The organism is Kineococcus sp. GCM10028916, assembly GCF_042674865.1.
Classification (GTDB): Bacteria; Actinomycetota; Actinomycetes; order Actinomycetales; family Kineococcaceae; genus Kineococcus.
This window is the reverse complement of the sequence record NZ_JBHTFM010000017.1, coordinates 452,053-474,318: the sequence shown is the minus strand read 5'-3', so window position 1 is coordinate 474,318 and position 22,266 is coordinate 452,053. Positions and strand designations below refer to the sequence as shown.

The window sequence follows — 22,266 nt, the reverse complement described above, 5'->3', positions numbered from 1 at the left end:
TGAACATCGTGTTGCATGTGATCCGGAGGTCTTCCGCGGGCCACGCTCCTCGGTCAGAGTTCAGGGGTGAACCTCACGACGAACGCCCCCCGCACGTTCCCCACCGCCGTCACCGACGTCACCGTCTGGGACGGCGCGACCTGGCGGGAGCACCAGGACGTGCTCCTGCGCGACGGAGCGGTCGCGGCCATCCGCCCGCACGAGAACGGCACCGAGGGTCTCGACGGCACCGGCGCCCACCTGCTCCCGGGGTTCGTCAACACCCACACGCACCTGCAGCAGGCGACGTGCCGCGGGGTCGGGGAGGGGCAGCCGCTGCTGTCCTGGCTGCTGGCCGTCGGGCAGCACATGGCCGCCGTCACCCCCGAGTCGGCCTACCTCGCCGCCGTCGCCGGCGCCCTCGACGGTCTGCGCAGCGGGTCCACCACCCTCGTCGAGCACATGTGGCCGCACCCCTCGGAGGAGGTCCACGCCGCCGTGCTGCAGGCCCTGGAGGACGTCGGGGTGCGGGCCCTGCTCGGCCGCGGCGTCGCCGACCGCCCCGACCCCAGCCGGAAGTGGGGTTTCGACCCCCGGCTCATGCAGCCCCTGGACACCGCCCTCGACCACGTGGAGCGGTTGGCGGCCACCACCCGGGGGACGCGGGTCACCCCTGCCCTCGCGGTGCCGAACCCGCGCAGCCTCACCCCGGAGGGGCTGCGCACGGTCCACGGGTTCGCGCTCGAACGCGACCTGCGGATCTCGATCCACCTGCTGGAGACGAGCACCGACGAGGACATGTGCCGCGAGCACGCCGGAGTCGGTGCGCTGCAGTACCTCTCGGACGCCGGGTTCCTCAGCGACCGGCTCCTCGCCGTGCACGGCGTCGCCCTCACCGCGCACGACGTCGCGGCGCTGGCGGCGGCGGGGTGCGCGGTCTCGCACAACCCGGTCTCGAACATGCGGCTGGGTTCCGGGGTCGCCCCCGTCCCCGACCTGCTCGCCGCCGGTGTCGCGGTGGGGCTGGGCGTCGACGGTGCGGCCTCCAACGACCGGCAGGACATGCTGGAGACGATGCGCACCGCCGCCTACCTGCAGCGGGCCACCCACCGTCGCGCGGACCTGCTGGGCTTCGCCGACGTGGTCGCCCTCGCGGTCGACGGGGCCTCCTCGGTGCTGGGCCTGGCGCAGCGGCCCGGTGGAGGCGTCACCGTGGGCACTCCGGCGGACCTCACCCTGGTGCGCTTCGACCGCGACTTCGGGTGCCTGCCCGTCCTGGACCCGGGGGCCGGCCTGCTCACCACGGGAACCCCGCGGATCGTGGACACCGTCCTGGTGGACGGGGAGGTCGTGGTCTCCGACGGTCGCAGCACCCGCATCGACGAGGAGGAGCTCGTCGCGGCGCTGCTGGCGTGAGGTCGGTCAGCCCAGGCCGGTCAGTGCAGCCGGTCAGCGGAGGCCGGTCAGCGCAGGGCGACGAGGGCGGTGGCGATCGCGGCGATGCCCTCGCCCCGCCCGGTCAGGCCGAGGGCGTCCGTCGTCGTCCCGGCGACGGAGACGGGCGCGCCGCAGGCGGTGCCGAGCGCGGCCTCGGCCTCGGGGCGGCGGCGGCCGATCTTCGGCCGGTTGCCGATCACCTGGACCGAGACGTTGCCGATCTCGAACCCGGCCGCCCGCACGAGGCGGGCGGCCTCCGCCAGCAACCGCGCCCCGGAGGCACCGGCGAACTCGGGACGGGCGGTCCCGAAGTGGGCGCCGAGGTCGCCGAGACCGGCCGCCGCGAACAACGCGTCGCAGCAGGCGTGCGCGGCGACGTCGCCGTCGGAGTGACCCTCCGGGCCGAACTCCTCGCCCTCCCAGAGCACACCGGCGATCCAGCACGGACGGCCGGCGACGAGCTGGTGCACGTCGACGCCGGTCCCGACGCGGGGCAGGGGGGTCACGGGGCCTCCTGGGCCAGCAGCGCGTGGGCGAGGACGAGGTCGACCGGGCGGGTGACCTTGAACGCGTGCTCGTGGCCGGGCACCGTGCGCACGGGGTGACCCAGGGATTCGAGCATCCCGGCGTCGTCGGTCGCGGCGGCACCGGGGAGCGCGGTGGCGTGCGCGGCGCGCAGAGGGCCGGCCGCGAAACCCTGCGGGGTCTGCACGGCGACGAGCTCGCTGCGGTCGACGGTCTCGACCACGAGCCGGCCCGCGACCCGCTTGATCGTGTCCGACACCGGGAGCACCGGGATCACCGCGGGCGCGCCGGCGCGCACGGCCTCGACGACGGCCGTGAAGACGTGGGGAGGGGTGAGGCAGCGGGCGGCGTCGTGGACGAGGACGACGTCGACGTCGTCGGCGAGCGCTTCGAGGCCCAGCCTGACCGAGTCCTGCCGCTCGGCCCCGCCGGCGACGACGACGACGTCACCGTGCAGGGGGGCGAGCAGGGACATGACCTCGTCGCACGCGGCGGCGGGCGCGACCGCGACCACGACGTCGATGACGCCGGAGGCCGCAGCGCGCCGCACCGCGTGCACGAGCAGCGGTTCACCCGCCAGTGGAACGAGAGCCTTGGGACGTGAGGCCCCGAGGCGGTCGCCCCGACCTGCGGCCGGGACGACGAGCGCGGATCTCAGGAGGCCAGGACCTCGTCGAGCAGCGACTCGGCCTTGTCCTCGTTGGTGTTCTCCGCCAGTGCGAGCTCGGAGACCAGGATCTGCCGCGCCTTCGCCAGCATGCGCTTCTCACCAGCGGAGAGACCGCGGTCCTGGTCACGTCGCCAGAGGTCGCGCACGACCTCCGCCACCTTGACCACGTCACCGGACGCGAGCTTCTCGAGGTTCGCCTTGTAGCGGCGGGACCAGTTCGTCGGCTCCTCCGCGTACGGCGTGCGCAGGACCGAGAACACCCGGTCCAGCCCCTCGCGACCCACGACGTCACGAACGCCGACGAGGTCGACGTTGTCCGCAGGAACTTCGATGGTGAGATCGCCCTGGGCCACCTTCAGCACGAGGTAGAGCTTGTCCTCGCCCTTGATGGTCCGGGTCTTGATCTCTTCGATCAGTGCCGCCCCGTGGTGGGGGTAGACAACCGTTTCGCCGACCGTGAAAGCCATAGAAATTGACCCCTTTCCCTGGTTCCAGATTACCACGGCGATCGGGTTGTGGACAGTCCCGATCGGAGCGTTTGCGCAGGTCAGAGGCTCACAGTCGGCGGTCGGGGGCTTGACAGACCCCGCATCGCATGCTTCGCGCACCGGATCACCCCTCGCCCAGGGTGATCATCGGGACACTCTCGGCACGTCCGCCGCGGGCCCCACGTCGTGACGGGAGCGTGATCGGCACGTGACCGGATCGCACCCCGTCATCGGGTGCGACGCCCCGCTCCGCTGCGAACACGGCTACGACTGCCGGTAGTCTGAACGCGTGAAGCTCCGCCTGCGCCGAACCTCCTCGCGCCGCCCCGTGGCCCAGCGCTCCGCCTTCGCGGTCGTGACCCTCGCCGCCACGATGGGTGTGGCCGGCTGTGCGGTCTTCTCGCCCGCCACGGTGCTCAAGCCGTACGAGCCCAGCGACGGGACGGGCACGACCGTCGGCGCCGTGACGGTCCGCAACGCCCTCGTCGTCTCCTCCGGGGTCGACGAGCCCGGCGTCCTGTCCGTCGTGCTGGTGAACCCCGGTCCGGACCCCGCCACCGTCTCGGTGTCGGTCGACGTCGACGCCGGCGCACCCGCGGCGCAGTCGTTCTTCCTCGCGGCCGGTTCGTCCCTGCACCTGGGTGACCCCTCCGCCGTCGCGGACGACGCCGCCGCCACCGACGACGACTCGGGCACGCAGTCCCAGGTCGGCTGGGTCCAGGTCCCGCAGGTCCCCGTCACCCCGGGCGAGACCGTCCCCGTCACCTTCCGCGTGGACGGGCAGGCGCAGGCCGTCCAGGCGCCGGTCGTGCTCCCCTGCTTCGAGTACGCGGCGATCACGCCGACCGCTCCCTCGGACACCGCGAGCGCCTCGGCGACGCCGTCACCGTCCGTCACCTGCGGCCCGGCCGTGGGCGAGGAGCCGTCGGCCGCCGAGGGCTGAGCACCGCGTCACGCGAGAGAGGGGGTGGCCCGATGGGCCACCCCCTCTCTCGCGTCCGGGCTCAGCCCTCGAACTTGTAGCCCAGCCCGCGCACGGTCACCAGGTGCCGGGGGTTCGCGGGGTCCGGTTCGATCTTGGCCCGCAGCCGCTTCACGTGGACGTCGAGGGTCTTGGTGTCCCCCACGTAGTCCGAACCCCAGACGCGGTCGATGAGCTGCACCCGCGTCAGGACCCGCCCGGCGTTGCGCAGCAGCAGCTCCAGCAGCTCGAACTCCTTGAGCGGCAACGGGACCCGCTCGCCGCGCACGGTCACGACGTGGCGGTCGACGTCCATCCGGACGCCACCGGCCTCGACCGTCGTCTGCACGAGGTCCTCGGGTTCGGCACCACGACGCAGCACGGCGCGCACCCGGGCCAGCAGCTCCCGCGAGGAGTACGGCTTGGTGACGTAGTCGTCGGCACCGATCTCCAGGCCCACCACCTTGTCGATCTCGGAGTCCTTCGCGGTCAGCATGATGACCGGGACGCTGGAACGCGTCCGCAACTGGCGGCAGACCTCGGTCCCGGGCAGGCCGGGCAGCATGAGGTCGAGCAGCACGAGGTCGGCACCGGCCTTGTCGAACTCCTCGAGCGCGTCGTTGCCGTTCTCGGTGACGGCCACGTCGTAGCCCTCCCGCCGCAGCAGGTAGGACAGCGGGTCGGAGAAGGACTCCTCGTCCTCCACCACCAGGATGCGCGTCACGGTCGGACCTCCAGTTGCGAGTGCGGCGAGGGGTTCTGCGCCGTGTGTTGCTGCGGGTGCGGTTGCGGGTGCGTCTTCGGGGTGTGCGGTGCGGCGTCCCCGACGGCGCCGGCCGTCGTGGACGTGGGGCCGGCGTCCGCCGCCTCCGGCGGCGGGCCCGGCAGTCGCAGCGTGAAGGTCGACCCCTCCCCCTCGGCGCTCCAGACCTTGACCTCGCCACCGTGGTTGCCGGCCACGTGCTTGACGATCGACAACCCGAGTCCGGTGCCGCCCGTCGAGCGCGAACGGGCGGGGTCGACGCGGTAGAACCGTTCGAAGATGCGGTCGAGGTCGGCGGCGCTGATCCCGACCCCGCGGTCGGAGACCGCGATGTCCACCGTCGAGAGCTGCTGTCCCGCGAGCTTCCCGGCGATCCCACCGGAACCCCTGCGCACCTCGACGACCACCCGGCTGCGTTCCGGGGAGTACGCCAGGGCGTTGTGCACGAGGTTGCGCAGCGCCGTGACGAGCAGTTCGCGGTCACCCCGCAGCTGCAGCCCGCGGACGCCGGCGACGACGACCTCCGACCCGCGCCCCTGGGCCAGGGTGCCCACCCGGTCCACGGCCTCGGCGACGAGGCCGTCGACGTCCATGACCTCCGGCTGCACCACGTTCTCGGCGGCCTGCAGGCGCGAGAGGTCGATGATCTCCTGCACCAGGGCCGTCAGGCGCTTGGCCTCGCGGCGCATCCGACGGGAGAAGTGCCGCACGGCGTCCGGGTCGTCGGCGGCGTCCTCGACGGCCTCCGACAAGAGCATCAACGCACCCACCGGGGTCTTCAGCTCGTGGCTGACGTTGGCGACGAAGTCCCGTCGGACGGCCTCGATGCGCCGCGACTCCGTCCGGTCCTCGAGCAGCAGGAGGACGTGGTGCAGGCCCAACGGCGTGACCCGGGCCAGCACGACCGCGGGCGGGCGGCCCAGCCCCGCGCCCAGGTCCGTCTCGACCTCGCGGACCCGGCCGTCACGTCGACAGGCGCGCACCATGTCGCGCAACTGCGCGTCGGTGAGCTCGTTGCCGCTCACGACACCCGTGGCGTAGGAGGCGGCACTGGCCTTCACCACCTGGTCGTCGGCGGAGAGGACCACGGCGGAGGAACGCAACGCCATCAGGACGTCGCTGACCCCCGCGGGCAGCCCGCTCGCCGGCGGGGCGGGGGGCACGGACGGGTGCTGGAGGCGTTCGGAGACGCGGAAGGCCAGCACCCCGGCCGCGCCGGTCAGCACACCGACCACCGCGGCGATCGACACGGAGACATCGCCCAGCACCCCGCAAGCCTACGGTGACCGGGGGACCACCCCGAGCCGTCGACGCCCGGACGCGGCCCGGCCACGCAGATGTTCACCTACGGGGAGCCGCTCGTTCACCGGGCCCTGCGAGCCTGCCCGGGTCACCATTGACCGAGGCGTCTCCAGAGCACGGGACGTCCGGCCGTCACGAAACCCCGGAGGACCTTGCCGTGCGCAACGTGTACCACGACGAGCTGGCAGGTCTCGTCGAGACGCTGGTCGAGATGACCCAGCTCGCCGAATCAGCCATGACCCGCGCGACCAGCGCCCTGCTGGACGCCGACCGCGAACTCGCCGAGACGGTGATCTCCGCCGACAAGCGCATCGACCAGCTCCAGCGCGACCTCGAGGAGCGGGCCGTCGACGTCCTCGCCCGCCAGTCCCCCGTCGCGACCGACCTGCGCGTCGTCGTGACCGCGCTGCGGATGAGCTCCAGCCTCGAGCGGATGGGCGACCTCGCCCGCCACGTCGCCAAGCTGGCCCGGCTGCGTCACCCCGAGCCCGTCGTCCCGCCGGAACTGCGGGCCACCGTCCTCGAGATGGGTCAGGTCGCCGAACGGATCGTCGCGAAGGCCGGCAGCGTCATCGCCACCCGCGACGTCGCCATGGCCGCCGAGATGGAGGTCGACGACGACGAGATGGACCGCCTGCACCGCCAGGTCTTCGAGCAGTTGCTCTCCCGCACCTGGGACCACCCCACCGAGGTGGCCGTCGACCTCACGCTGTGCAGCCGCTACTACGAGCGCTTCGCCGACCACGCCGTCTCGGTGGCCAAGTCGGTGCTGTTCATGGTGACCGGCACGCGTGAGGAGGACGTTGCGCCGCAGACGGTCTGACCGTCCCAGCCCGCCGCGACGCCGCGGCGGGCTCGGACGCGCCCACCACCCCACCGGGGTGTAGCGTCGATCGCGTGATCACGCGGGGGGGCGCACGCCGGTCCCTGCTGGGGCTGGTCTGCGGTGTCCTCTCCACGGGGGCCGTCCTGGCCGGTTGCGGAGGTGGCGACAGCCCCGATCCGGCCCCCACCACCACCACGCGCAGCCCGACCGAGACGACGACGTCCCCCGCGAGCGCCGTGACGGAGAGCCCCACCAGCAGCGGCCCGACCTTCGACTGCGCCTCCGTCGACGCGGCCCAGAAGACCCTCGACGACGCCTACGCGGCCGAGCTGAGCCGACTGGGCATCCGTCGCGGCGACTCCCAGGCGCAGTCCGTGCTCACCCTGGTCACGACGACCGAGGGACCGGGCTACTACGCCGCCGTCCTGGCGGCCTCCCCGCCGGAGGAGTCGCAGGACGCCCAGCTCGTCCTGGACTACTACCAGCGCCTCGCCGCCCAGGCGGGTGACCTCACCGCGGGCAGCGGATCGGCGGAGGACCTGGCCGCGGCCATGGACCGCCTCGACGACGCGACCCTGGCGGTGAGCCCCGACGCGAACTCGGCCGCCCAGGTGGTGTCTGCCCAGGAACGGTTGCAGGCCGCCGTCGAGGACGCCTGCTCGAGCGGCTCGAACGCCAACCCGTCGAACCCGTCGAGCTCGCCGAGCCCCTCGGGACCCACGAGCCCTGCGAGCTCCACGAGCGGCTAGCGCCGGACGAGTCCGGCGAGGACGGTCGCGACCTCCAGCGCCGCGGCGTCCTGGTCGAAGTCCCACGCCCGGCTCACCGCACCGGAGGCCTTGCGACGCAACGGCTCCGGGTCGCGGACGAAGGCCGACAGCGCGTCGGCGAGGGCGGTCACGTCCTCGGTCGGCACCAGGTCGCCGAGTTCCCCGCCCCGCAGGACGTAGCGGGGTCCCGTGGGGCAGTCGGTGGCGATCACCGGCCGGCCGTGGGCCAGGGCCTCGAGCAGGACCAGGCTCCCGTTGCCCTCGTAGCGCGAGGACAGGACGAACGCGTCGGCGCCGGCGAGACGGGCCTGGAGGTCCCCGACGTGGCCGGCGAACTCCACCCGGTCCCCGAGACCGAGCAGCTCGGCCTGCGCCCTCAGGTCGGCGTCGAGCTCCCCCGCGCCGACGATCTCCAGCTCGACGTCGTCCCCCGCGGCGACGACCCGGGCCACCGCCTCGAGCAGGACGTCGAAACCCTTCTGCTGCGCGAGGCGGCCGGCGGCGACGAACCGGGTGCGGCCCGACGTCGGACGACGGGGGCCGCCCTGGTCGAGCACGGCCTGCCGGGTGGCGGCCACGTCGATGCCGATGTCGGCGACGTGGATGCGCTCGGCCGGCAACCCGACCTCCACGACGTCGTCGACGAGGCCCGGCGAGACGCAGATCGCCGCGTCGACCCGTTGGTGCACCGACGTCAGCAGGGGGCGCAGCCGCGCCGGGGTCCAGGCCGCCACCGCGCGCGGCAGCGAGCTCTGCACCAGCACGACGAACGGCTTCCCGGCGATCTTCGCTGCGGCCCAGCCGATCAGCAGGCCGTAGCCGACCTCGCTGCCGGACACGACGACGTCGGCCCGGCGGGCGTGGCGCACCGTGGTGGCGACGATCCGCGGGACCGCGCTGCGGAAGCGGCGCACCTGCGCACTGCCCCAGCGGGTGTCGAGCGCGGGATCGGGCTGGAGCATGGGCCCGTCGGGCTCGACGTTCTCGAGGACCAGGAACCGGACGCGGGCACCCATCGCCTGCCAGCGGCGGGCCAGGTCGAGGGAGACCCGGAGACCGCCGTTGTCCCGCAGCGCACCCTCGATCACCAGGACCCGCGGACCGGGCCCCGTGGTCCCCGAGGTCGGCGAGGTCGGCGAGGTCGGCGAGGTCTCCGTCACCGGGCGGCTCAGCGACCCTGGTTCGCGACCGCGGCGACGGCAGCGGCGGCAGCGGCCGGGTCGAGGTACTCCCCGCCCGGGACGAGCGGCTTGAGGTCCGCGTCGAGGCGGTAGACCAGGGGGATGCCGGTGGGGATGTTCAGCCCGGCGATGTCGGCGTCGGAGATGCCGTCGAGGTGCTTCACGAGCGCGCGCAGCGAGTTGCCGTGGGCCGCGAGCAGGACGGTCTTGCCGGCCTGCAGGTCCGGGACGACCTGCTCGCTCCAGTAGGGCAGCATCCGCGCGACGACGTCGGCCAGGCACTCGGTGAGCGGCGCGTCGGCGCCGAGGTCGGCGTAGCGCGGGTCGGCGTCCTGGGAGAACTCCGAGCCGACCTCGATGGCCGGCGGCGGGGTGTCGTAGGACCTGCGCCAGAGCATGAACTGCTCCTCGCCGAACTCGGCCAGCGTCTGCTTCTTGTCCTTGCCCTGCAGCGCACCGTAGTGGCGCTCGTTGAGGCGCCAGGAACGCTTCGTCTCGATCCAGTGCCGGTCGGCCGCGTCGAGGGCGAGGAACGCCGTCGTGATGGCCCGGCGCAGCAGCGAGGTGTGCACGACGTCGGGCAGGACGTCGTTCTCGACGAGCATCCGCCCGCCCGCGGCGGCCTCGGCCCGCCCCTTCTCCGAGAGGGCCACGTCGACCCAGCCGGTGAAGAGGTTCAGGGCGTTCCACTCGCTCTCGCCGTGCCGCAGGAGGACGAGGGTGTGCGCCGCTTCAGTCATGGGACGAGCCTACCGAGCGCCGCGGGCCCGTTCGAGCGCCCTCTCCTGCGCGGCCCGCCGGTACACCTCGAGCGTCGCCTCCGCGGTGGCGCCCCAGCCGAACCCCTGGGCCCGGCGCGCGGCCCGTTCGCCCATGGCCGTGCGCCGGGCCGGGTCCTCCAGCAGCGTCCGCAGGGCGTGCGCCCACGTGCGCGGGTCGTGGTCGGGGACGAGCAGCCCCGTGCCCCGGCCCTCGTCCTCGCCCCGGTCGTCGCGCACCGCCGTGCGCAGCCCGCCGACGGCCGCGGCGACGACGGGGGTCGCGCAGGCCTGGGCCTCCAGGGCGACCAGGCCGAAGGACTCGTTGTACGAGGGCACCGTGACGACGTCGGCGGCCCGGTAGTGGTCGGCCAGTTCCCCCGGGGGCACCGGGGCGGCGAGGCGGACGACGTCCTCCAGCCCGAGGGAGCGCACGAGTTCGGCGAGGGAGTCGGGGTGCGCCGTCCCCGAACCGCTCGGGCCACCGAGGACGACGACCTTCAGCCGCGAGCGCCGCCAGGGCTGTTCGCGCAGCAGTTCGGCGCTCGCCCGCACGAGCAGGTCCGGGGCCTTCAACGGCTGGATGCGGCCGACGAAGAGCAGCACCTCGGCGTCCTCGGGCAGCCCCAGGCGACGACGCGCGGCAGCGCGGCCGGGCCGCGCGGTGAACGTCGTGAGGTCGACCCCCGGGGGGACGACGACGACCTTCGCGGGGTCGGCGCCGTAGAGGTCGAGCAGGTCCTGGCGTTCGGCGTCGGTGTTGGCGACGAGGCGGTCGGCGGCGTCGACGACCTGCTGCTCGCCGATGACCCGGCCGGCCGGTTCGGGGGTGTCCCCCTCGGCGAGCGCGGCGTTCTTGACCTTGGCCATGGTGTGCATGGAGTGGACCAGCGGGACGTCCCAGCGGTCGGCGGTGAGCCAGCCGACCTGGCCGGAGAGCCAGTAGTGGGAGTGCACGAGGTCGTAGTGGTGCTCGGCGTGACGGGCCTCGGCGTGCAGCATCCCGGCGGTGAAGGCGCAGAGCTGGCCGGGGAGGTCGGCCTTGTCGAGCCCTTCGTAGGGGCCGGCGTCGACGTGGCGGCAGCGCAGGCCGTCGGCCAGCTCGACGACGGGCGGCTGGTCGGAGGAGGTGCGACGGGTGAAGACGTCGACCTCGATCCCGCGCCGGGCGAGCTGGCGGGCGACCTCGACGACGTAGACGTTCATGCCCCCGGCGTCACCGGTACCGGGCTGGGCGAGCGGGGAGGTGTGCACGGACACGAGGGCGACCCGCTGGACCTGCGACGTGGCACGCACCCGTGGTCCTCCCGGCTGAAATAGTCTTCCGACGTGCCCCGGCAGTCTGCCTCCCGCGTCCGCGTGGACGCCTCCGGGGTGCACCCCGCCGGCTCCCCCGTCGGTGCGGTGACGCGCGGGACCACCGGTCCGGACCGCCTGCGCCGCGTGGAGCGCTGGCTCGCGCAGACCCAGGACGGGCGGTTGCGCCGGGCGCGGACGCCCCTGGTCGTGGACCTCGGGTACGGGGCGTCGCCGGTCACCGTGACCGACCTGCAGCGCTGGTTGCGCCGGGTCCGCCCGGACGTGCGGGTGGTGGGCCTGGAGATCTCCCCCGAGCGCGTCGAGTTCGCGCGGGCGGGGACCGCGGGGATCGCCGGGGCGCCCGAGTTCGCGGTCGGCGGCTTCGAGCTCGGCGTCCCCGGGGGTGGTGCACCGGTGCTGGTGCGGGCCTTCAACGTGTTGCGGCAGTACGAGACCGCGGAGGTCCTGGCCACCTGGGACCTGATGCGCTCGCGGTTGGCACCGGGCGGTCTCGCCGTCGACGGGACCTGTGACGAACTGGGGCGGCGTGCCTGCTGGGTGGCCCTGGACCGCGACGCGGGTCCGGTGTCGCTGACGATCTCGGTGCGCCTCGCGGGTCTCCCGCAGCCCTCGGCGGTCGCCGAGCGCCTGCCGAAGGTGCTCATCCACCGCAACGTCGCGGGTGAGGGGGTCCACGACCTGCTGCGGGCGGCGGACGCGGCATGGGCCCGGGCGGCCCCGGCGGGGACGTTCGGGGTGCGTCAGCGCTGGATCGCGACGTGCCGCGACCTGGCGCGGGACTGGCCCGTCCTCGACTCCGTCGCGCGCTGGCGCCTGGGCGAGCTGAGCGTGGCGTGGGAGTGCGTCGTGCCGCGTGGGTGAGGCGTCGGGGGAGGATGCCGTCGTGACGGGACCGGTGGAGCCGCCCGCGGGGGCCCCCGCCCGCCCCACGATCAACGACATCGCCCGGCTCGCGGGCGTCTCCAAGGCCTCGGTCTCCTACGCCCTCAACGACCTGCCGGGCGTCTCGGAGCAGACCCGGGAACGCATCCGGGCCGCGGCCGGGCGGCTCGGGTGGCGTCCCAGCGCCGCGGCGCGGTCGCTCTCCAACGCGCGGGCGGGGGCCATCGGTCTGGCCATCGCGCGCGACGTGCGGCTCTTCGAGGAGGAGCCGTACTACATGCGGCTGCTCGCGGGGATCGAGAGCGTCCTGGCCCGGGAGGGGTTCTCGCTGCTGCTGAGCGTCGTCCCGGACGCCGCGACGGCCGTGGAGGTGCTGCGCGACTGGTGGGCCGAACGCCGGGTGGACGGGGTGATCCTCACGGACCTGCTCGTCGACGACCCCCGCCTCGCGCTGGTCACCGCCCTCGGGATCCCCTGCGCGTTCCGCGGCGGCATCGACGACCGGTTGCCGGCGGGCGGGCACCTGGCGTTGACGCTGGAGGCCGAACGCGAGGCGTTCTCCGCGGTGGTCGCCCACCTGGCCGAGCAGGGCCACCGCGACGTCGCCCGGGTCAGCGGACCGCGGGAGTTCCTGCACACCCGTCGTCGCGACGTCGTCTGGGGCGAGGTGACGACGGCCGTCTTCGGTGCGCCGCAACCGGTCCTGGTCTCGGACTACACCTCCCAGGGCGGGTTGGCGCGCACCCGGGAACTGCTGGCGCGCGCGGTCCCGCCGACGGCGGTGGTCTACGACAACGACGTCATGGCCGCGGCCGTCGTCGCCGAGCGGCGCGCGCTGGGCCTGCGGATCCCGGAGGACCTCGCCGTCGTCGCCGGTGAGGACTCGATGCTGTGCCGGCTCGCGAGCCCGGCGATCACGTCGTTGCAGCGCGACGTCGTGGCCGACGGGGCCCGGAGCGCGCGGTTGCTGCTGGACGTCCTGGGCGGCCACCCGTCGACCGCGACGGTCGGGGAACCCCGGCGGCTCGTGGTGCGTGCCAGTTCCCAGGGCTCCGGGGAAACGGGTCTCACGCCTCCAGGAGGATCGTCGTCGGCCCGTCGTTGACGAGTTCGACCGCCATGTCGGCGCCGAACCGGCCGGTCTCGACCTGCAGCCCGTGCCCCCGCAGGGCCTGCGCGACGGCGTCGACGAGGGGCTCGGCGACCGGTCCCGGCGCCGCGGCGTTCCAGGTGGGACGGCGGCCCTTGCGGGTGTCGGCGTAGAGGGTGAACTGGCTGACGAGGAGCACCGGGGCGCCGACATCCGCGGCGGCCTGCTCACCGCGCAGGATGCGCAGCTGCGCGACCTTGCGCGCGACGAGCTCGACCTGGGCCGGGCCGTCGTCGTGGGTCACGCCGAGCAGGACGAGCAGACCGGGCCGGTCGAGGGCGCCGACGACCTCGCCGTCGACGGTGACGCTGGCGCGGGTGACGCGCTGGACGACTGCCCGCACGGGCTGCTCCTCGGTTGCTCCGTCCGGGTGGACGGATGGTGACGATCCGGTGGACCCGGGCTGAACCTCACCCGACGTGAAGGTTGCGAGCTTACGATCGGCGGGTGCTCCAGACCCTCATCGACGGCCCCGTGGTCATCCCCGTGACCCTGCTGGCGCTGGGGGTCTGTGCCCTGGGGGCCCTGATCCGCCCGCGGGTCGACGTCGCGCTCGTGCTGGGCCTGCTGGCCGCGATCTGGAGCCGGGTCAACACCCCCGTGGAGGGGCGGGTCCTGCACACCTGGACCGCCGACCGGGGCTTCACCGAGGCGGACCTGCTCTCGGTCGCCGCGCTGCTCGTCGTGGGGATCACGTTGCTGCGCTGCGGCTACCGGTTCCTGCGCCGCTCCACCCGCCGCCGCGACACCGAGGACACGGTCGTCGCGGCACGCTGAAGGTCACCAGGGGCCGTAGGGCCCCTGGTTGCGCCCGCCCTGGCCCCCGCCCCGCGGACCGCCGCCGTACTGGCGCACGGCGGGACGGACGTCGGCGAGGTAGACCGCGGCACCGACGACGGCGATGACCCCGAAGATGCCCAGGACCGAGAAGATCGAGACGAACCCGACCGCGGCGGCGACGGCGACGATCGCCGTCCAGAACGTCTTCGTCCGCTTGCCCGCGGCGACGAACGCGCCCGCCGGCCGGCGCAGCACGTCGATCAACGCCCACAGCTCGAGGGCGAACGCCGCGATCCCGAGGATCAGCAGGACGCCGTTCTGCAGGTTGCTCAGCAGCTCCACACTGGAACTCTACGTGTGATCACGCCGAGAGGTTCCGGCCTTCACCGGAGCGCCGCAGGAGGTCCCCCAACCGGCGGTAGCCGACCTCCTCGGCCTCGTCGAGGGCTGCGCGCGGCGCGGGGAGGCGCCAGTCGTCCTCGCAGAGCCGCGTCCGCGCCTCCCGCAGGCCGAGCAGGTCACGGCGCAGCGCCTGCGGGTCGTGCCCGGCGCTGGAGCGGTGGAGCGCCCCGGCGGCGTCCTCGAGCGCCGCGCCGGCGTGCCGGTTGCGCACCAGGACGGCGACCAGGACCCCCACGAGGACACCGACGCCGGTGTCGGCGACCCGGTCCGCGATGAGCGTGGAGATCCCCGTCCCGTTCGTCCCCAGCCGGGTCAGCAGCAGCGAGAGGGCCGTGATGGAGACCGAGCCGAGGGCGTAGTTGCGGGGCATGCAGAACTCGACGCCGAACATGCAGACGACGGTGAGCAGCCACAGCCGGGCGTCGTCGGTGGCGAGCGGGACGAGGACGGCCGCCACGCCGACCCCGAGCAGCGTCCCGGCCGAGCGTTGCAGGGCGCGCTGGGCGGTGTTGCGGCTCGACTGCGACTGCAGGGCCGCGGCCGCACCCACGGCGGCCCAGTAGGTGTGCCCGAGGCCGAGGACCGAGGCCACGACGACGGCCGCGGTGCAGGCGATCCCGACGCGCAGCGCGGGGACGACCAGCACGCGCTCGGCGCGCAGCGCCCGGACGGCCCGCCAGCGCGGCAGGGCGCTCTCCCGACCCAGCAGCTCCGCCCGGACGCCCCGGGTCAGCGGCGCCGACGGGAGGCTCCCCCGACCCTCCAGCGCGCTGAGCGCGGACGAGAGCGGACGGGGGTCGGCCCCCGCGTCGAGCACCCGCTCGGCGTGGGCCAGCCAGCCCCCGTGCCGACCCGCGCAGCCGAGGGCGCTGAGCGAGAGCACACCCCAGGCGGCGTGCAGGTCCGCGGAGGCGCGTGGTCGCACCCGCGGGTCGGCGAGGGCCGCCAGCACCGAGCGCAGCGCCCGGGCCACGGCGTTGCGTTCCGGGCCGTCCGGGCGCAGCACCCCGGCCGCGCAGCTCAGGGCGACCGCGAGCGCCGCGCAGGTCAGGGTGACGACGGCGACCAGCGGCAGGTCGCGGAAGCCCAACGGTTCGACGGTGAGGGTGCCGGCGGCGAAGACGGGGATGAGCCCGCCGGGCGGGCCGGTGCGCACGGCGTCGGTGACGAACTTGGCGACCACGGCGACGACCGCGACGGCCAGGGCGGGGACGAGGACGTCGAGCCAGCCCGTGAGCGGCAGGGCGGCGGCGACGCCGCCGAGGAGCACGGCCCCCGTCAGCCCGAGACCGGTCCAGGCCTGGGTCCGCCAGCGGCGGGCGTAGGGCTCGGTGCGGCCGTAGAGGTTGGCGAGGGCGCCGAAGGTGGCGGGCGCGGCGAGCAGGGGCTGCCCGGCGGCGAGGGTGACGGCGAGCGGGACACCGAGGGCTGCGGTCGCCACCCCGGCGGCCCACCACGGGTGCGGTCCGGGGGCGATCCGCTGCCACCCGTGGACGGAGGAGCCGAGGTGTCGGAGGAGCACCCGGAAGACGTTAGCAGGTGTTTCACCCGCGAAGCAGTTGCGACTACGCTGTCCCTGTGAGCACCCGCCGGGACGAGCCGACCGACGCCATCGACGCCATCGACGCCATCGATGTGGCCCGACAGGAGTGGGCCCGGGTCCACCCCGACCTCGACACCACCCCGATGGACGTCTCCGGACGGCTGCGCATGGTCGCGGCGGCCCTGGCCCGCGCCACCGAACCGACCGTGCGGGCCGAGGGCCTGACCCGCCCCGAGTTCGACGTGCTGAGCGCGGTGCGCCGCGGTCGCGTCCCGCTGACCCCCACCGGCATCGCCGCCGCGACCCTGTCCTCGGGGGCGGCGACGACCAAGCGTCTCGACCACCTGACGGGCGTCGGCTACCTGCAACGGACCCCGGACGAGCGCGACGGCCGGGTGACCCGGCTGTCCCTGACCCCCGCGGGGGCCGAGCTCATCGACCGCCTGCTGCCGCAGGTCCTCGCCGCCGAGCACCGCTTCGCCGCCGACCTCGACGAGGACCGGCAGCGGGACCTCGCGTCCGGGCTGCGGGTCCTGCTGCGCGGCAACGGCTTCTGAGCGACGGCTTCTGAGCGACGGGGCGACGCCCCGCTCAGCGCGTCGCGCGCAGGGCGTCGTCGATGGTGACCACGCCGTCGCGGTAGCGGCGGGTGATCTCCTCGGTGCACGCGTCCATGGCGACCTGCACGCGGTGGCGGTCGGCCGACAGTTCCTGCTCGAGGTCCTCGAGCCGCCCGCGCGCCGCGGCGAGCTGGTCGTCGTCCATGGCGGTGAGGTTCGACATCGTCGGGTCGGCGACGGCGAGCTCCGCGCGACGACGGTGCTCCCCCACCCGGCTCGGCTCGACGGAGGTGTAGCGGCCCATGCCGTGGTCGGTGCGTCGCGGGTCGGCCAGCACGTCGGTCAACGAGGCGACGAGCTCGGCGTCGGTGCGGACGCGGGTGACCGCCGCGGGGGCACCGTCGGCACCGACCCGGCGGGCCTCCTCGGCCCCGAGCAGGTCCAGGCGCCCCTGCAGCAGACGTCGTGCGTAGGAGAGGTCGGCCTCCTCCTGCTCCGCGACGGTGCGGTGTTCGCGCAGCGTCGGCAGGTCCATCCCCTGCAGGTCGTCGAGGAAGTCGGGCGCGAGCACCCGGTCCAGGGCCCGTCGGCCCCCCGCCTGGTACCCGCTGACGTTGTCCCCCGTCATGACCGTCTCCCCCTCGATCGGAACCGCTTCAACACCCTGCGCAACACCTGCACCACAGAGCGTGCTGCACCCGAGTATGACCCACGGGGCGCGGGAGCGGGAGGGGAAGGCGCCTCAGGGCGCGACGACGACCTCCTGGGCCGCGGCCAGCGGACGGCTCTCACCCTTCGCGGACCCGGCCACGGCGAACAGCTCGGCGTCGACGGGCAGCGAACGCTTCAGCACCGCCAGCGCCACCGGCCCCAGCTCGTGGTGGCGGGCGGCCGTCGTGACGACCCCGACCTTCTTCTCCCCCAGCACCACGTCGTCGCCGTGGGCCGGCAGGTCGTGGGAGGAACCGTCCAGGTGCAGCAGGGCCAACCGGCGCGGCGGCCGGCCCAGGTTGTGGACCTTCGCGACGGTCTCCTGCCCGCGGTAGCAGCCCTTGTGCAGGTGGACCGCCGTGCGCAACCAGTCCAGCTCGTGCGGGAGGGATCGCTCGTCGGTGTCCAGACCCAACCGCGGACGCCACGCCTCGACGCGCAACGCCTCGCTCGCCCAGGTCCCGGCGAGCCGTCGACCCCCGACCGCGGCGAGCAGGTCCGCCCGCGGCACGAGGACCTCGCGCCAGGGACGCTCGGCGCCGGGGTGCTCGAGCGTGGAGACCGCGGAGTAGCTCGCGGTGTCCGCGCTGCCGCCCTCGTTCGCGGGGGTCGCACCCGGCCACGGGTCGACCCACACCGTGCCGAGCGGGGAGTCCGCGTCCCGGCTCGGCTCGCCGAGCACGGCGAAGTCCGCGCTGACGTCGGCGATCTCGACCCGCAACATGAAGCGCATCCGCTCCAGCCACGTCCGCAGCGGGTCGACCTGACCCGGCTCCACGGTGATCCAGAGGGCCTCACCGTCGTCGACGAGGTGCAGCGAGTGCTCGATGCGACCCTGCGGGCTCAGGACGAGCGTCTCCGTCGACACCCCCGGAGCCAACCCCGTCAGCGCCTGGGTGGTGATGGAGTGCAGCCAGCTCAGCCGGTCCGGCCCGGACAACCGCAGGACCCCGCGGTGGGAGAGGTCGGCCACGGCCTCCCCGCGCACCAGGGCCCGCTGCTCGCCGTGCGGGTCGCCGTAGTGCCAGGCGACACCGGCGTCGGGCCCCTCCGCGGCGACCGCCCCGGGGGTGTCCAACAGCGGCGACCTGCGCGCCTGCGTGACTGCGCTCACGGGGTTCCTCCTACTGCTCGCGACACGCGGCGCACCGCCCACGGAGGGCGAGGTGACCGGTGTCGACGGCGAAGTCGTTGCGGGACAGGATGTCCGCGGCCAGGGACGCGGCGAGCACCGAGGGAGCCTCGCTCACCTGCCCACACCCCTCGCAGACCAGGTGCAGGTGCCCACCGTGCTCCACGGCGTGGAACGAGGGACCCCTGCGGTCCAGCTGGGTGCGGGCCAGCAGCCCGACCTCCTCGAGGACCGCGAGCGCCCGGTAGACGGTCGACGGGTCCACCGGTGACGAACCCGGTTCGCGGGCCAGGTGTTCCGCGACGTCGTCGGCCCCCGCGTGCCCCAGGGCCCGGACGGCGTCCAGGACCCGACGGCGCTGCGGCGTGAGCCGCAGCCCGCGAGCGTGCAACGCGGACCCCAGGTCGGCGCTCACCCGTGGCTCACCGGGGACCCGTCCGGCTCAGGAGACGCGCTTGAGCCGGGCCGAGGCGTAGCTGCGCATCGGGTGCCCCTCGAGCGTGACGTCCAGCGCCCACAGCAGGTCGCCCTCGACCATCCCGTACATGCGCCTGCCCGCGGTGTACTCGTGCGCCGTCGTCGTGCGTGCCACCACGTCGGTGGAGAGGTCGATGCGCGGACCGCGCGCGGTGCCGACGAGCACCTCGACCACGCCGGTCGGGTGCGCCAGCAGCACCTCGAGCTCCACGGGACGCGGACCCTCGGCCGGCGCGGGGCTGTCCAGGTCGACGGCCTGCGGGCGCCAGTAACCCGTCTCCACGTCGAGGGGTTCGGTGGTGTTCCCCTCCTCGTCCAGGGCCCACGTCGTCGAGGAGTAGGTCAGGAAGTCGCGACCGTCGTGGCCGAACTCGACGACCTGCCCGAAGCGGGTGTCGGCCTCACCGACGGCCGGGTGGCCGAGGACACCGGCCCCCTCCCAGCGGCCGAGCAGCCAGGAGAGCGGGACGAGGGCGAGCGGGGTGTCGGTGCGCAGGGGAAGGACCACGGGTCAGCGCTGACCCTGGAAGAGGCGGTACACCACGTACCCGGCGAACCACATGATCACGATCGAGACGACGATCAGCAGGACGAGGAAGAAGACTTCGAGACCATGCACGGGTCGAGCCTACCCGCGCCGCGCGGGGCTGGACCGTCGACGTGTGGGGGGTCACTCCTCGGCTGGGTCTCGAGCCGGGTGCTGCGCTGGTGGGGTCGCCGGATACTCCGTTCGCGCTGGTGATCGCACATGCTCGAGAACCGCGTTGGCGCTCACTTCGGACATCCGGCGACCCCACCACCGCAGCACCCTTCGGCGTCACCTCGGGCGTGGCCCCCGCGTCGACGGCCCGGCTGTGCGGGCGCGGTGGGCTGGACGCGGCAGTGGTCCTCAGCAGGGGCGGGTCAGAGCAGGACGAGGCGGCCGACGAGGTAGGCGGCGGCGCCGGAGGCGGCGACGGGGACGGCGGCGACGGCGAGGGCGGCGGGGAGGGAGTGGACGCCGGGGAGGCGGGCGGTGAGGGCGCGCCAGGCCGAGACGAGCAGGCCGACCCCGAGGCCGGCGACGATCCCGGCGACGGCCCAGCGGAGCTCGCTCACGACGCCGCGACCGCCCAGCAGGACCGTCACCGCGCCGGCGAGGTAGCCGGTCGCGGCGCCCACCAGCAGGTTCACGGGCCCGACGACGCGCAGCGGCCACGTGGTGGCCGACACCGCGCTGGTGGCGACGACGGCCGCGAGGACGACGGGGGCGAGCTGGGCGCCGGCGTAGGTCGTGGGGACGGCCACCCACGCCGCGGCGAGCACGACGACGGCCTGCCCGGCCACCACCGCGGTGACCGACTCCACGAGCCGCGGACGCCCGTCGCGGCGCAGCAGCTGGTGCACGAAGGCCAGCAGCAGCGCCAGCGCGGCCACCACGGGCAGCTGCCCGAGGACCCCCGCGACCTGCGTGCCCAGGTCCCGCGCGTCGAGGGCGGCGGCGGCGGCCACGATCACCGTGACGAGCGCCGCGACCACCACGACGGCGGTGCTCCCGCGCCGCGTCGGCAGGTCCAGCAGGTCCGGCCAGCCGACCGCGACGAACGCGCCCACGAACAGCACGGCGAGCCCCAGGACCCACGTCGGCCCGAAGGAGGCGAGACCCACCAGACCCGCCAGAGCGAGGGTGGTCGTCGCGGTCGCCGAGGAACTCACCGGGTGATCCTCGCAGAGGCGCACCACCGCGGCGGGGGCGCTCTCCGTCGCTTCGGCGACACGCGTAGGCTTCGCCCCGTTATCCTGCACACCTCGTGGGATGCGCCCGCCCGTGCGGCGACGCGCTACCCGCGGTTCCTGACTGGAGACGGAGGGCAGGACGCCGAGTGGCCCAGATCCTCGTGCTCACCAACGCGCTCGCCCCTTCGACGGAGGTCCTCCCCGCCCTCGGACTGCTGCCGCACAGCGTCCGGGTCCTGCCGGCGGAAGCCTCCGTCCTCGTCGACGAACCGACGTCGGACGCCGTGCTCGTCGACGGTCGTCGCGAACTCGCCGCCGCCCGTTCCCTGTGCCGGCTCCTGCGCACGACCGGTCTCTCGCAGCCGTTGCTGCTCGTCGTCACCGAAGGCGGGATGGCCGCGGTCGCTGCCGACTGGGGTGCCGACGACATCCTGCTCGACACCTGCGGCCCCGCGGAGCTGGACGCCCGCCTGCGCCTCGCTGCGGGCCGCGTGCGACGACCGGCCGAGGACCCCGAGGGCGGCACCCCGAACGAGATCCGCGCCGGGGACGTCGTCATCGACGAGGCCGCCTACTCCGCCCGTGTCCGCGGCCGCCAGCTCGACCTGACCTACAAGGAGTTCGAACTCCTCAAGCACCTCGCGCAGCACCCGGGACGCGTCTTCACCCGCGCCCAGCTGCTGCAGGAGGTGTGGGGCTACGACTACTTCGGCGGCACCCGCACCGTCGACGTCCACGTCCGGCGACTGCGCGCCAAGCTCGGCGCGGAGCACGAGAACGCGATCGGCACGGTCCGCAACGTCGGCTACCGCTTCGTCTCCTCCGGTCGCGGCCTCGACGACGACCTCGCGATCGAGGACGAGATCGCCGAGGACCTGGACGGGGACCTCCCTGCCGCCCCGCGCCCCGAGGCCGACCTCGACGCGCCGGCGGCGCCGGGTGCCGAGCTGCCCCGCACCGGCTTCCCGCGCCGCTGAGCACCGTGAGCACCTCGCCCAGCGGCACGACCGGCACCAGCACCACGAGCACGTCCGCCCTGCCCGAGCGCGACCGGCAGGCCGTCCTCGCCCTGGGCGTCGCGGCCTCGCAGGCGGACGACGCGACCTCGCTGTCCGAGGACGCCGTCCTGCGCCTGCGGGCCGAGGACGGCTCCGTGCGCCACCTCCTGCGGCACGCCGACGGCGCTCTCGTCGGCTACGCCCAGCTCGTCGCTGCGGGGTCGGGCCTCGAGGGCGAACTCCTCGTCGACCCGGCGCACCGGCGCCGGGGTCACGGCGCGGCCCTGCTGCGAGACGTGAGCGCCCGCGCCGCCGGAGCCGACGTCCGGCTCTGGTCGCACGGCGACACCCCGGGTGCGGCGGCGCTCGCCGCGCGGACCGGCTGGTCGCGCGTCCGGGAACTGCTGCGGCTGGAACGGCCGGGCGCCGGGTTGACCGAGCTGCCCGTCCCCGCCCTGCCCGCCGACGTGAGCGTGCGCGCCTTCGTCCCCGGCGCCGACGACGAGGCCTGGGTCGCGCTCAACGCCGAGGCCTTCGCCACCCACCCCGAGCAGGGCCGCTGGAGCGTCGAGGACCTCCGCTCCCGGCTCGCCGAGCCGTGGTTCGACGCCTCGCTGCTGCTGCTGGCCGACACTCCGGGGGGTCTGGCGGCGTTCTGCTGGATGAAGGTCGAGGACGACCTCGCCGAGCTCTACGTCCTCGGGGTCGCGCCGGGTCGCGCCGGGGCCGGACTGGGCAAGGCGCTGCTCGTCCGGGGTCTCGCCGCGGTCGCCGACCGCGCGCGGACCGTCGACCTCTACGTCGACGGGGACAACGTCCCCGCCGTCCGGCTCTACACCGGTCTCGGCTTCCTCCGCGCCTCGATCGACGTGCAGTACGCCTCGCCCCGCGCGTGAGCGTTCACCCGCTGTTGGGCTGAGCGCCACCTCCCCGCC

General features: G+C 74.5%; 26 protein-coding genes. 10 read left to right on the top strand and 16 right to left on the bottom strand.

From position 1 onward, the window contains the following. The first annotated feature begins 66 nt into the window (after positions 1-66). The gene (locus ACFQ46_RS18780) at positions 67-1,395 is read left to right on the top strand and encodes an amidohydrolase family protein (RefSeq protein ID WP_380260879.1); all 1,329 of its coding nucleotides are present in this window, start codon (positions 67-69) and stop codon (positions 1,393-1,395) included. 47 nt (positions 1,396-1,442) lie between these two features. Here ACFQ46_RS18780 and ispF read toward each other — a convergent pair whose 3' ends face one another. From ispF to ACFQ46_RS18765, 3 genes are read right to left on the bottom strand one after another with little or no spacing between them, the layout of a single operon-like run. Next, positions 1,443-1,922, bottom strand: a complete 480-nt coding sequence (gene ispF / locus ACFQ46_RS18775) for a 2-C-methyl-D-erythritol 2,4-cyclodiphosphate synthase (protein WP_380260877.1) — start codon at positions 1,920-1,922, stop codon at positions 1,443-1,445. Beyond that, positions 1,919-2,599 carry a 2-C-methyl-D-erythritol 4-phosphate cytidylyltransferase gene (gene ispD / locus ACFQ46_RS18770; protein ID WP_380260986.1) on the bottom strand — a complete coding sequence of 227 codons (681 nt, stop codon included), beginning with the start codon at positions 2,597-2,599 and terminating at the stop codon, positions 1,919-1,921. Before ispD ends, ispF begins: the two co-directional genes overlap by 4 nt. Continuing rightward, on the bottom strand, positions 2,596-3,078 hold the full coding sequence (locus ACFQ46_RS18765) for a CarD family transcriptional regulator (protein ID WP_012084764.1): 483 nt from the start codon (positions 3,076-3,078) through the stop codon (positions 2,596-2,598). The genes ispD and ACFQ46_RS18765 overlap by 4 nt, the downstream gene beginning before the upstream one ends. Positions 3,079-3,388: 310 nt before the next feature. Here ACFQ46_RS18765 and ACFQ46_RS18760 point away from each other — a divergent pair, with 310 nt between their 5' ends. Further along, on the top strand, positions 3,389-4,042 hold the full coding sequence (locus ACFQ46_RS18760) for a hypothetical protein (protein WP_380260875.1): 654 nt from the start codon (positions 3,389-3,391) through the stop codon (positions 4,040-4,042). A gap of 61 nt (positions 4,043-4,103) precedes the next feature. On the opposite strand, the gene ACFQ46_RS18755 is transcribed toward ACFQ46_RS18760, so the two are convergent. Further along, positions 4,104-4,784, bottom strand: coding sequence for a response regulator transcription factor (locus ACFQ46_RS18755; RefSeq protein WP_328292776.1), 681 nt, complete (start codon positions 4,782-4,784; stop codon positions 4,104-4,106). Then, a complete protein-coding gene (locus tag ACFQ46_RS18750) occupies positions 4,781-6,091 on the bottom strand; it encodes a sensor histidine kinase (RefSeq protein ID WP_380260873.1) in 1,311 nt (436 codons plus the stop codon). Before ACFQ46_RS18750 ends, ACFQ46_RS18755 begins: the two co-directional genes overlap by 4 nt. 191 nt (positions 6,092-6,282) lie before the next feature. On the opposite strand from ACFQ46_RS18750, the gene phoU reads away from it, so the two are divergent. Together phoU and ACFQ46_RS18740 are read left to right on the top strand one after the other, a co-directional pair. Continuing rightward, entirely contained in the window at positions 6,283-6,948 is a 666-nt protein-coding gene (gene phoU, locus ACFQ46_RS18745) for a phosphate signaling complex protein PhoU (RefSeq protein ID WP_380260871.1), read from the top strand. A gap of 74 nt (positions 6,949-7,022) precedes the next feature. Further along, on the top strand, positions 7,023-7,700 hold the full coding sequence (locus ACFQ46_RS18740; protein ID WP_380260869.1) for a hypothetical protein: 678 nt from the start codon (positions 7,023-7,025) through the stop codon (positions 7,698-7,700). On the opposite strand, the gene ACFQ46_RS18735 is transcribed toward ACFQ46_RS18740, so the two are convergent. Genes ACFQ46_RS18735 through mshA form a run of 3 tightly spaced genes read right to left on the bottom strand, consistent with a single transcriptional unit; the run spans position 7,697 to position 10,956 of the window. After that, positions 7,697-8,881 carry a glycosyltransferase gene (locus ACFQ46_RS18735; RefSeq protein WP_380260867.1) on the bottom strand — a complete coding sequence of 395 codons (1,185 nt, stop codon included), beginning with the start codon at positions 8,879-8,881 and terminating at the stop codon, positions 7,697-7,699. The two genes, ACFQ46_RS18740 and ACFQ46_RS18735, sit on opposite strands and share 4 nt — an antisense overlap. An 8-nt stretch (positions 8,882-8,889) precedes the next feature. Next, on the bottom strand, positions 8,890-9,642 hold the full coding sequence (locus ACFQ46_RS18730) for a phosphoglyceromutase (RefSeq protein WP_380260866.1): 753 nt from the start codon (positions 9,640-9,642) through the stop codon (positions 8,890-8,892). A 9-nt stretch (positions 9,643-9,651) separates the two neighbouring features. Beyond that, entirely contained in the window at positions 9,652-10,956 is a 1,305-nt protein-coding gene (mshA, locus tag ACFQ46_RS18725) for a D-inositol-3-phosphate glycosyltransferase (RefSeq protein WP_380260865.1), read from the bottom strand. A 33-nt stretch (positions 10,957-10,989) separates the two neighbouring features. Between mshA and ACFQ46_RS18720 the strand changes: the two genes are divergently transcribed. Together ACFQ46_RS18720 and ACFQ46_RS18715 are read left to right on the top strand one after the other, a co-directional pair. Next, positions 10,990-11,841 carry a class I SAM-dependent methyltransferase gene (locus ACFQ46_RS18720; RefSeq protein WP_380260864.1) on the top strand — a complete coding sequence of 284 codons (852 nt, stop codon included), beginning with the start codon at positions 10,990-10,992 and terminating at the stop codon, positions 11,839-11,841. Between the two features lie 22 nt (positions 11,842-11,863). After that, on the top strand, positions 11,864-12,967 hold the full coding sequence (locus tag ACFQ46_RS18715) for a LacI family DNA-binding transcriptional regulator (protein WP_380260863.1): 1,104 nt from the start codon (positions 11,864-11,866) through the stop codon (positions 12,965-12,967). Here the strand turns inward: ACFQ46_RS18715 and dtd are convergent. Next, a complete protein-coding gene (gene dtd / locus ACFQ46_RS18710) occupies positions 12,930-13,355 on the bottom strand; it encodes a D-aminoacyl-tRNA deacylase (RefSeq protein WP_380260862.1) in 426 nt (141 codons plus the stop codon). The genes ACFQ46_RS18715 and dtd overlap by 38 nt on opposite strands. A gap of 104 nt (positions 13,356-13,459) precedes the next feature. Here dtd and ACFQ46_RS18705 point away from each other — a divergent pair, with 104 nt between their 5' ends. After that, on the top strand, positions 13,460-13,789 hold the full coding sequence (locus ACFQ46_RS18705) for a hypothetical protein (RefSeq protein ID WP_380260861.1): 330 nt from the start codon (positions 13,460-13,462) through the stop codon (positions 13,787-13,789). A gap of 3 nt (positions 13,790-13,792) precedes the next feature. On the opposite strand, the gene ACFQ46_RS18700 is transcribed toward ACFQ46_RS18705, so the two are convergent. Next, the gene (locus tag ACFQ46_RS18700) at positions 13,793-14,134 is read right to left on the bottom strand and encodes a DUF2516 family protein (RefSeq protein ID WP_380260860.1); all 342 of its coding nucleotides are present in this window, start codon (positions 14,132-14,134) and stop codon (positions 13,793-13,795) included. 19 nt (positions 14,135-14,153) lie between these two features. Further along, entirely contained in the window at positions 14,154-15,716 is a 1,563-nt protein-coding gene (locus ACFQ46_RS18695) for an FUSC family protein (protein WP_380260859.1), read from the bottom strand. Positions 15,717-15,772: 56 nt separating this feature from the next. Between ACFQ46_RS18695 and ACFQ46_RS18690 the strand changes: the two genes are divergently transcribed. After that, on the top strand, positions 15,773-16,294 hold the full coding sequence (locus ACFQ46_RS18690; protein WP_380260858.1) for a MarR family winged helix-turn-helix transcriptional regulator: 522 nt from the start codon (positions 15,773-15,775) through the stop codon (positions 16,292-16,294). A 34-nt stretch (positions 16,295-16,328) separates the two neighbouring features. Here the strand turns inward: ACFQ46_RS18690 and ACFQ46_RS18685 are convergent, their stop codons facing one another. The 5 genes from ACFQ46_RS18685 to ACFQ46_RS18665 all read right to left on the bottom strand — a co-directional run bounded on the left by ACFQ46_RS18685 (position 16,329) and on the right by ACFQ46_RS18665 (position 20,312). After that, positions 16,329-16,925, bottom strand: coding sequence for an aerial mycelium formation protein (locus ACFQ46_RS18685; RefSeq protein WP_380260857.1), 597 nt, complete (start codon positions 16,923-16,925; stop codon positions 16,329-16,331). A 114-nt stretch (positions 16,926-17,039) separates the two neighbouring features. Then, the gene (locus ACFQ46_RS18680) at positions 17,040-18,122 is read right to left on the bottom strand and encodes a YgfZ/GcvT domain-containing protein (RefSeq protein ID WP_380260856.1); all 1,083 of its coding nucleotides are present in this window, start codon (positions 18,120-18,122) and stop codon (positions 17,040-17,042) included. Between the two features lie 10 nt (positions 18,123-18,132). Further along, positions 18,133-18,555 (bottom strand): Fur family transcriptional regulator, encoded by a 423-nt coding sequence (locus ACFQ46_RS18675; protein ID WP_380260855.1) that lies wholly within the window; start codon positions 18,553-18,555, stop codon positions 18,133-18,135. 27 nt (positions 18,556-18,582) lie between these two features. Beyond that, positions 18,583-19,125 (bottom strand): FABP family protein, encoded by a 543-nt coding sequence (locus ACFQ46_RS18670; RefSeq protein ID WP_380260854.1) that lies wholly within the window; start codon positions 19,123-19,125, stop codon positions 18,583-18,585. A 395-nt stretch (positions 19,126-19,520) separates the two neighbouring features. After that, positions 19,521-20,312, bottom strand: coding sequence for a hypothetical protein (locus ACFQ46_RS18665; RefSeq protein ID WP_380260853.1), 792 nt, complete (start codon positions 20,310-20,312; stop codon positions 19,521-19,523). A 167-nt stretch (positions 20,313-20,479) separates the two neighbouring features. On the opposite strand from ACFQ46_RS18665, the gene ACFQ46_RS18660 reads away from it, so the two are divergent. Both ACFQ46_RS18660 and mshD read left to right on the top strand, forming a co-directional pair. Beyond that, positions 20,480-21,310: a winged-helix domain-containing protein gene (locus tag ACFQ46_RS18660; protein WP_380260852.1), complete on the top strand. Its 831-nt coding sequence runs from the start codon at positions 20,480-20,482 to the stop codon at positions 21,308-21,310. A gap of 5 nt (positions 21,311-21,315) precedes the next feature. After that, a complete protein-coding gene (gene mshD, locus ACFQ46_RS18655) occupies positions 21,316-22,227 on the top strand; it encodes a mycothiol synthase (RefSeq protein WP_380260851.1) in 912 nt (303 codons plus the stop codon). The last annotated feature ends 39 nt before the right edge of the window (positions 22,228-22,266 follow it).

Coding starts and splice junctions, on each gene's coding strand:
- ACFQ46_RS18765 (WP_012084764.1), bottom strand. CDS start 3,078: ATGGCTTTCACGGTCGGCGAAACGGTTGTCTACCCCCACCACGGGGCG.
- ACFQ46_RS18730 (WP_380260866.1), bottom strand. CDS start 9,642: ATGACTGAAGCGGCGCACACCCTCGTCCTCCTGCGGCACGGCGAGAGC.
- ACFQ46_RS18685 (WP_380260857.1), bottom strand. CDS start 16,925: ATGACGGGGGACAACGTCAGCGGGTACCAGGCGGGGGGCCGACGGGCC.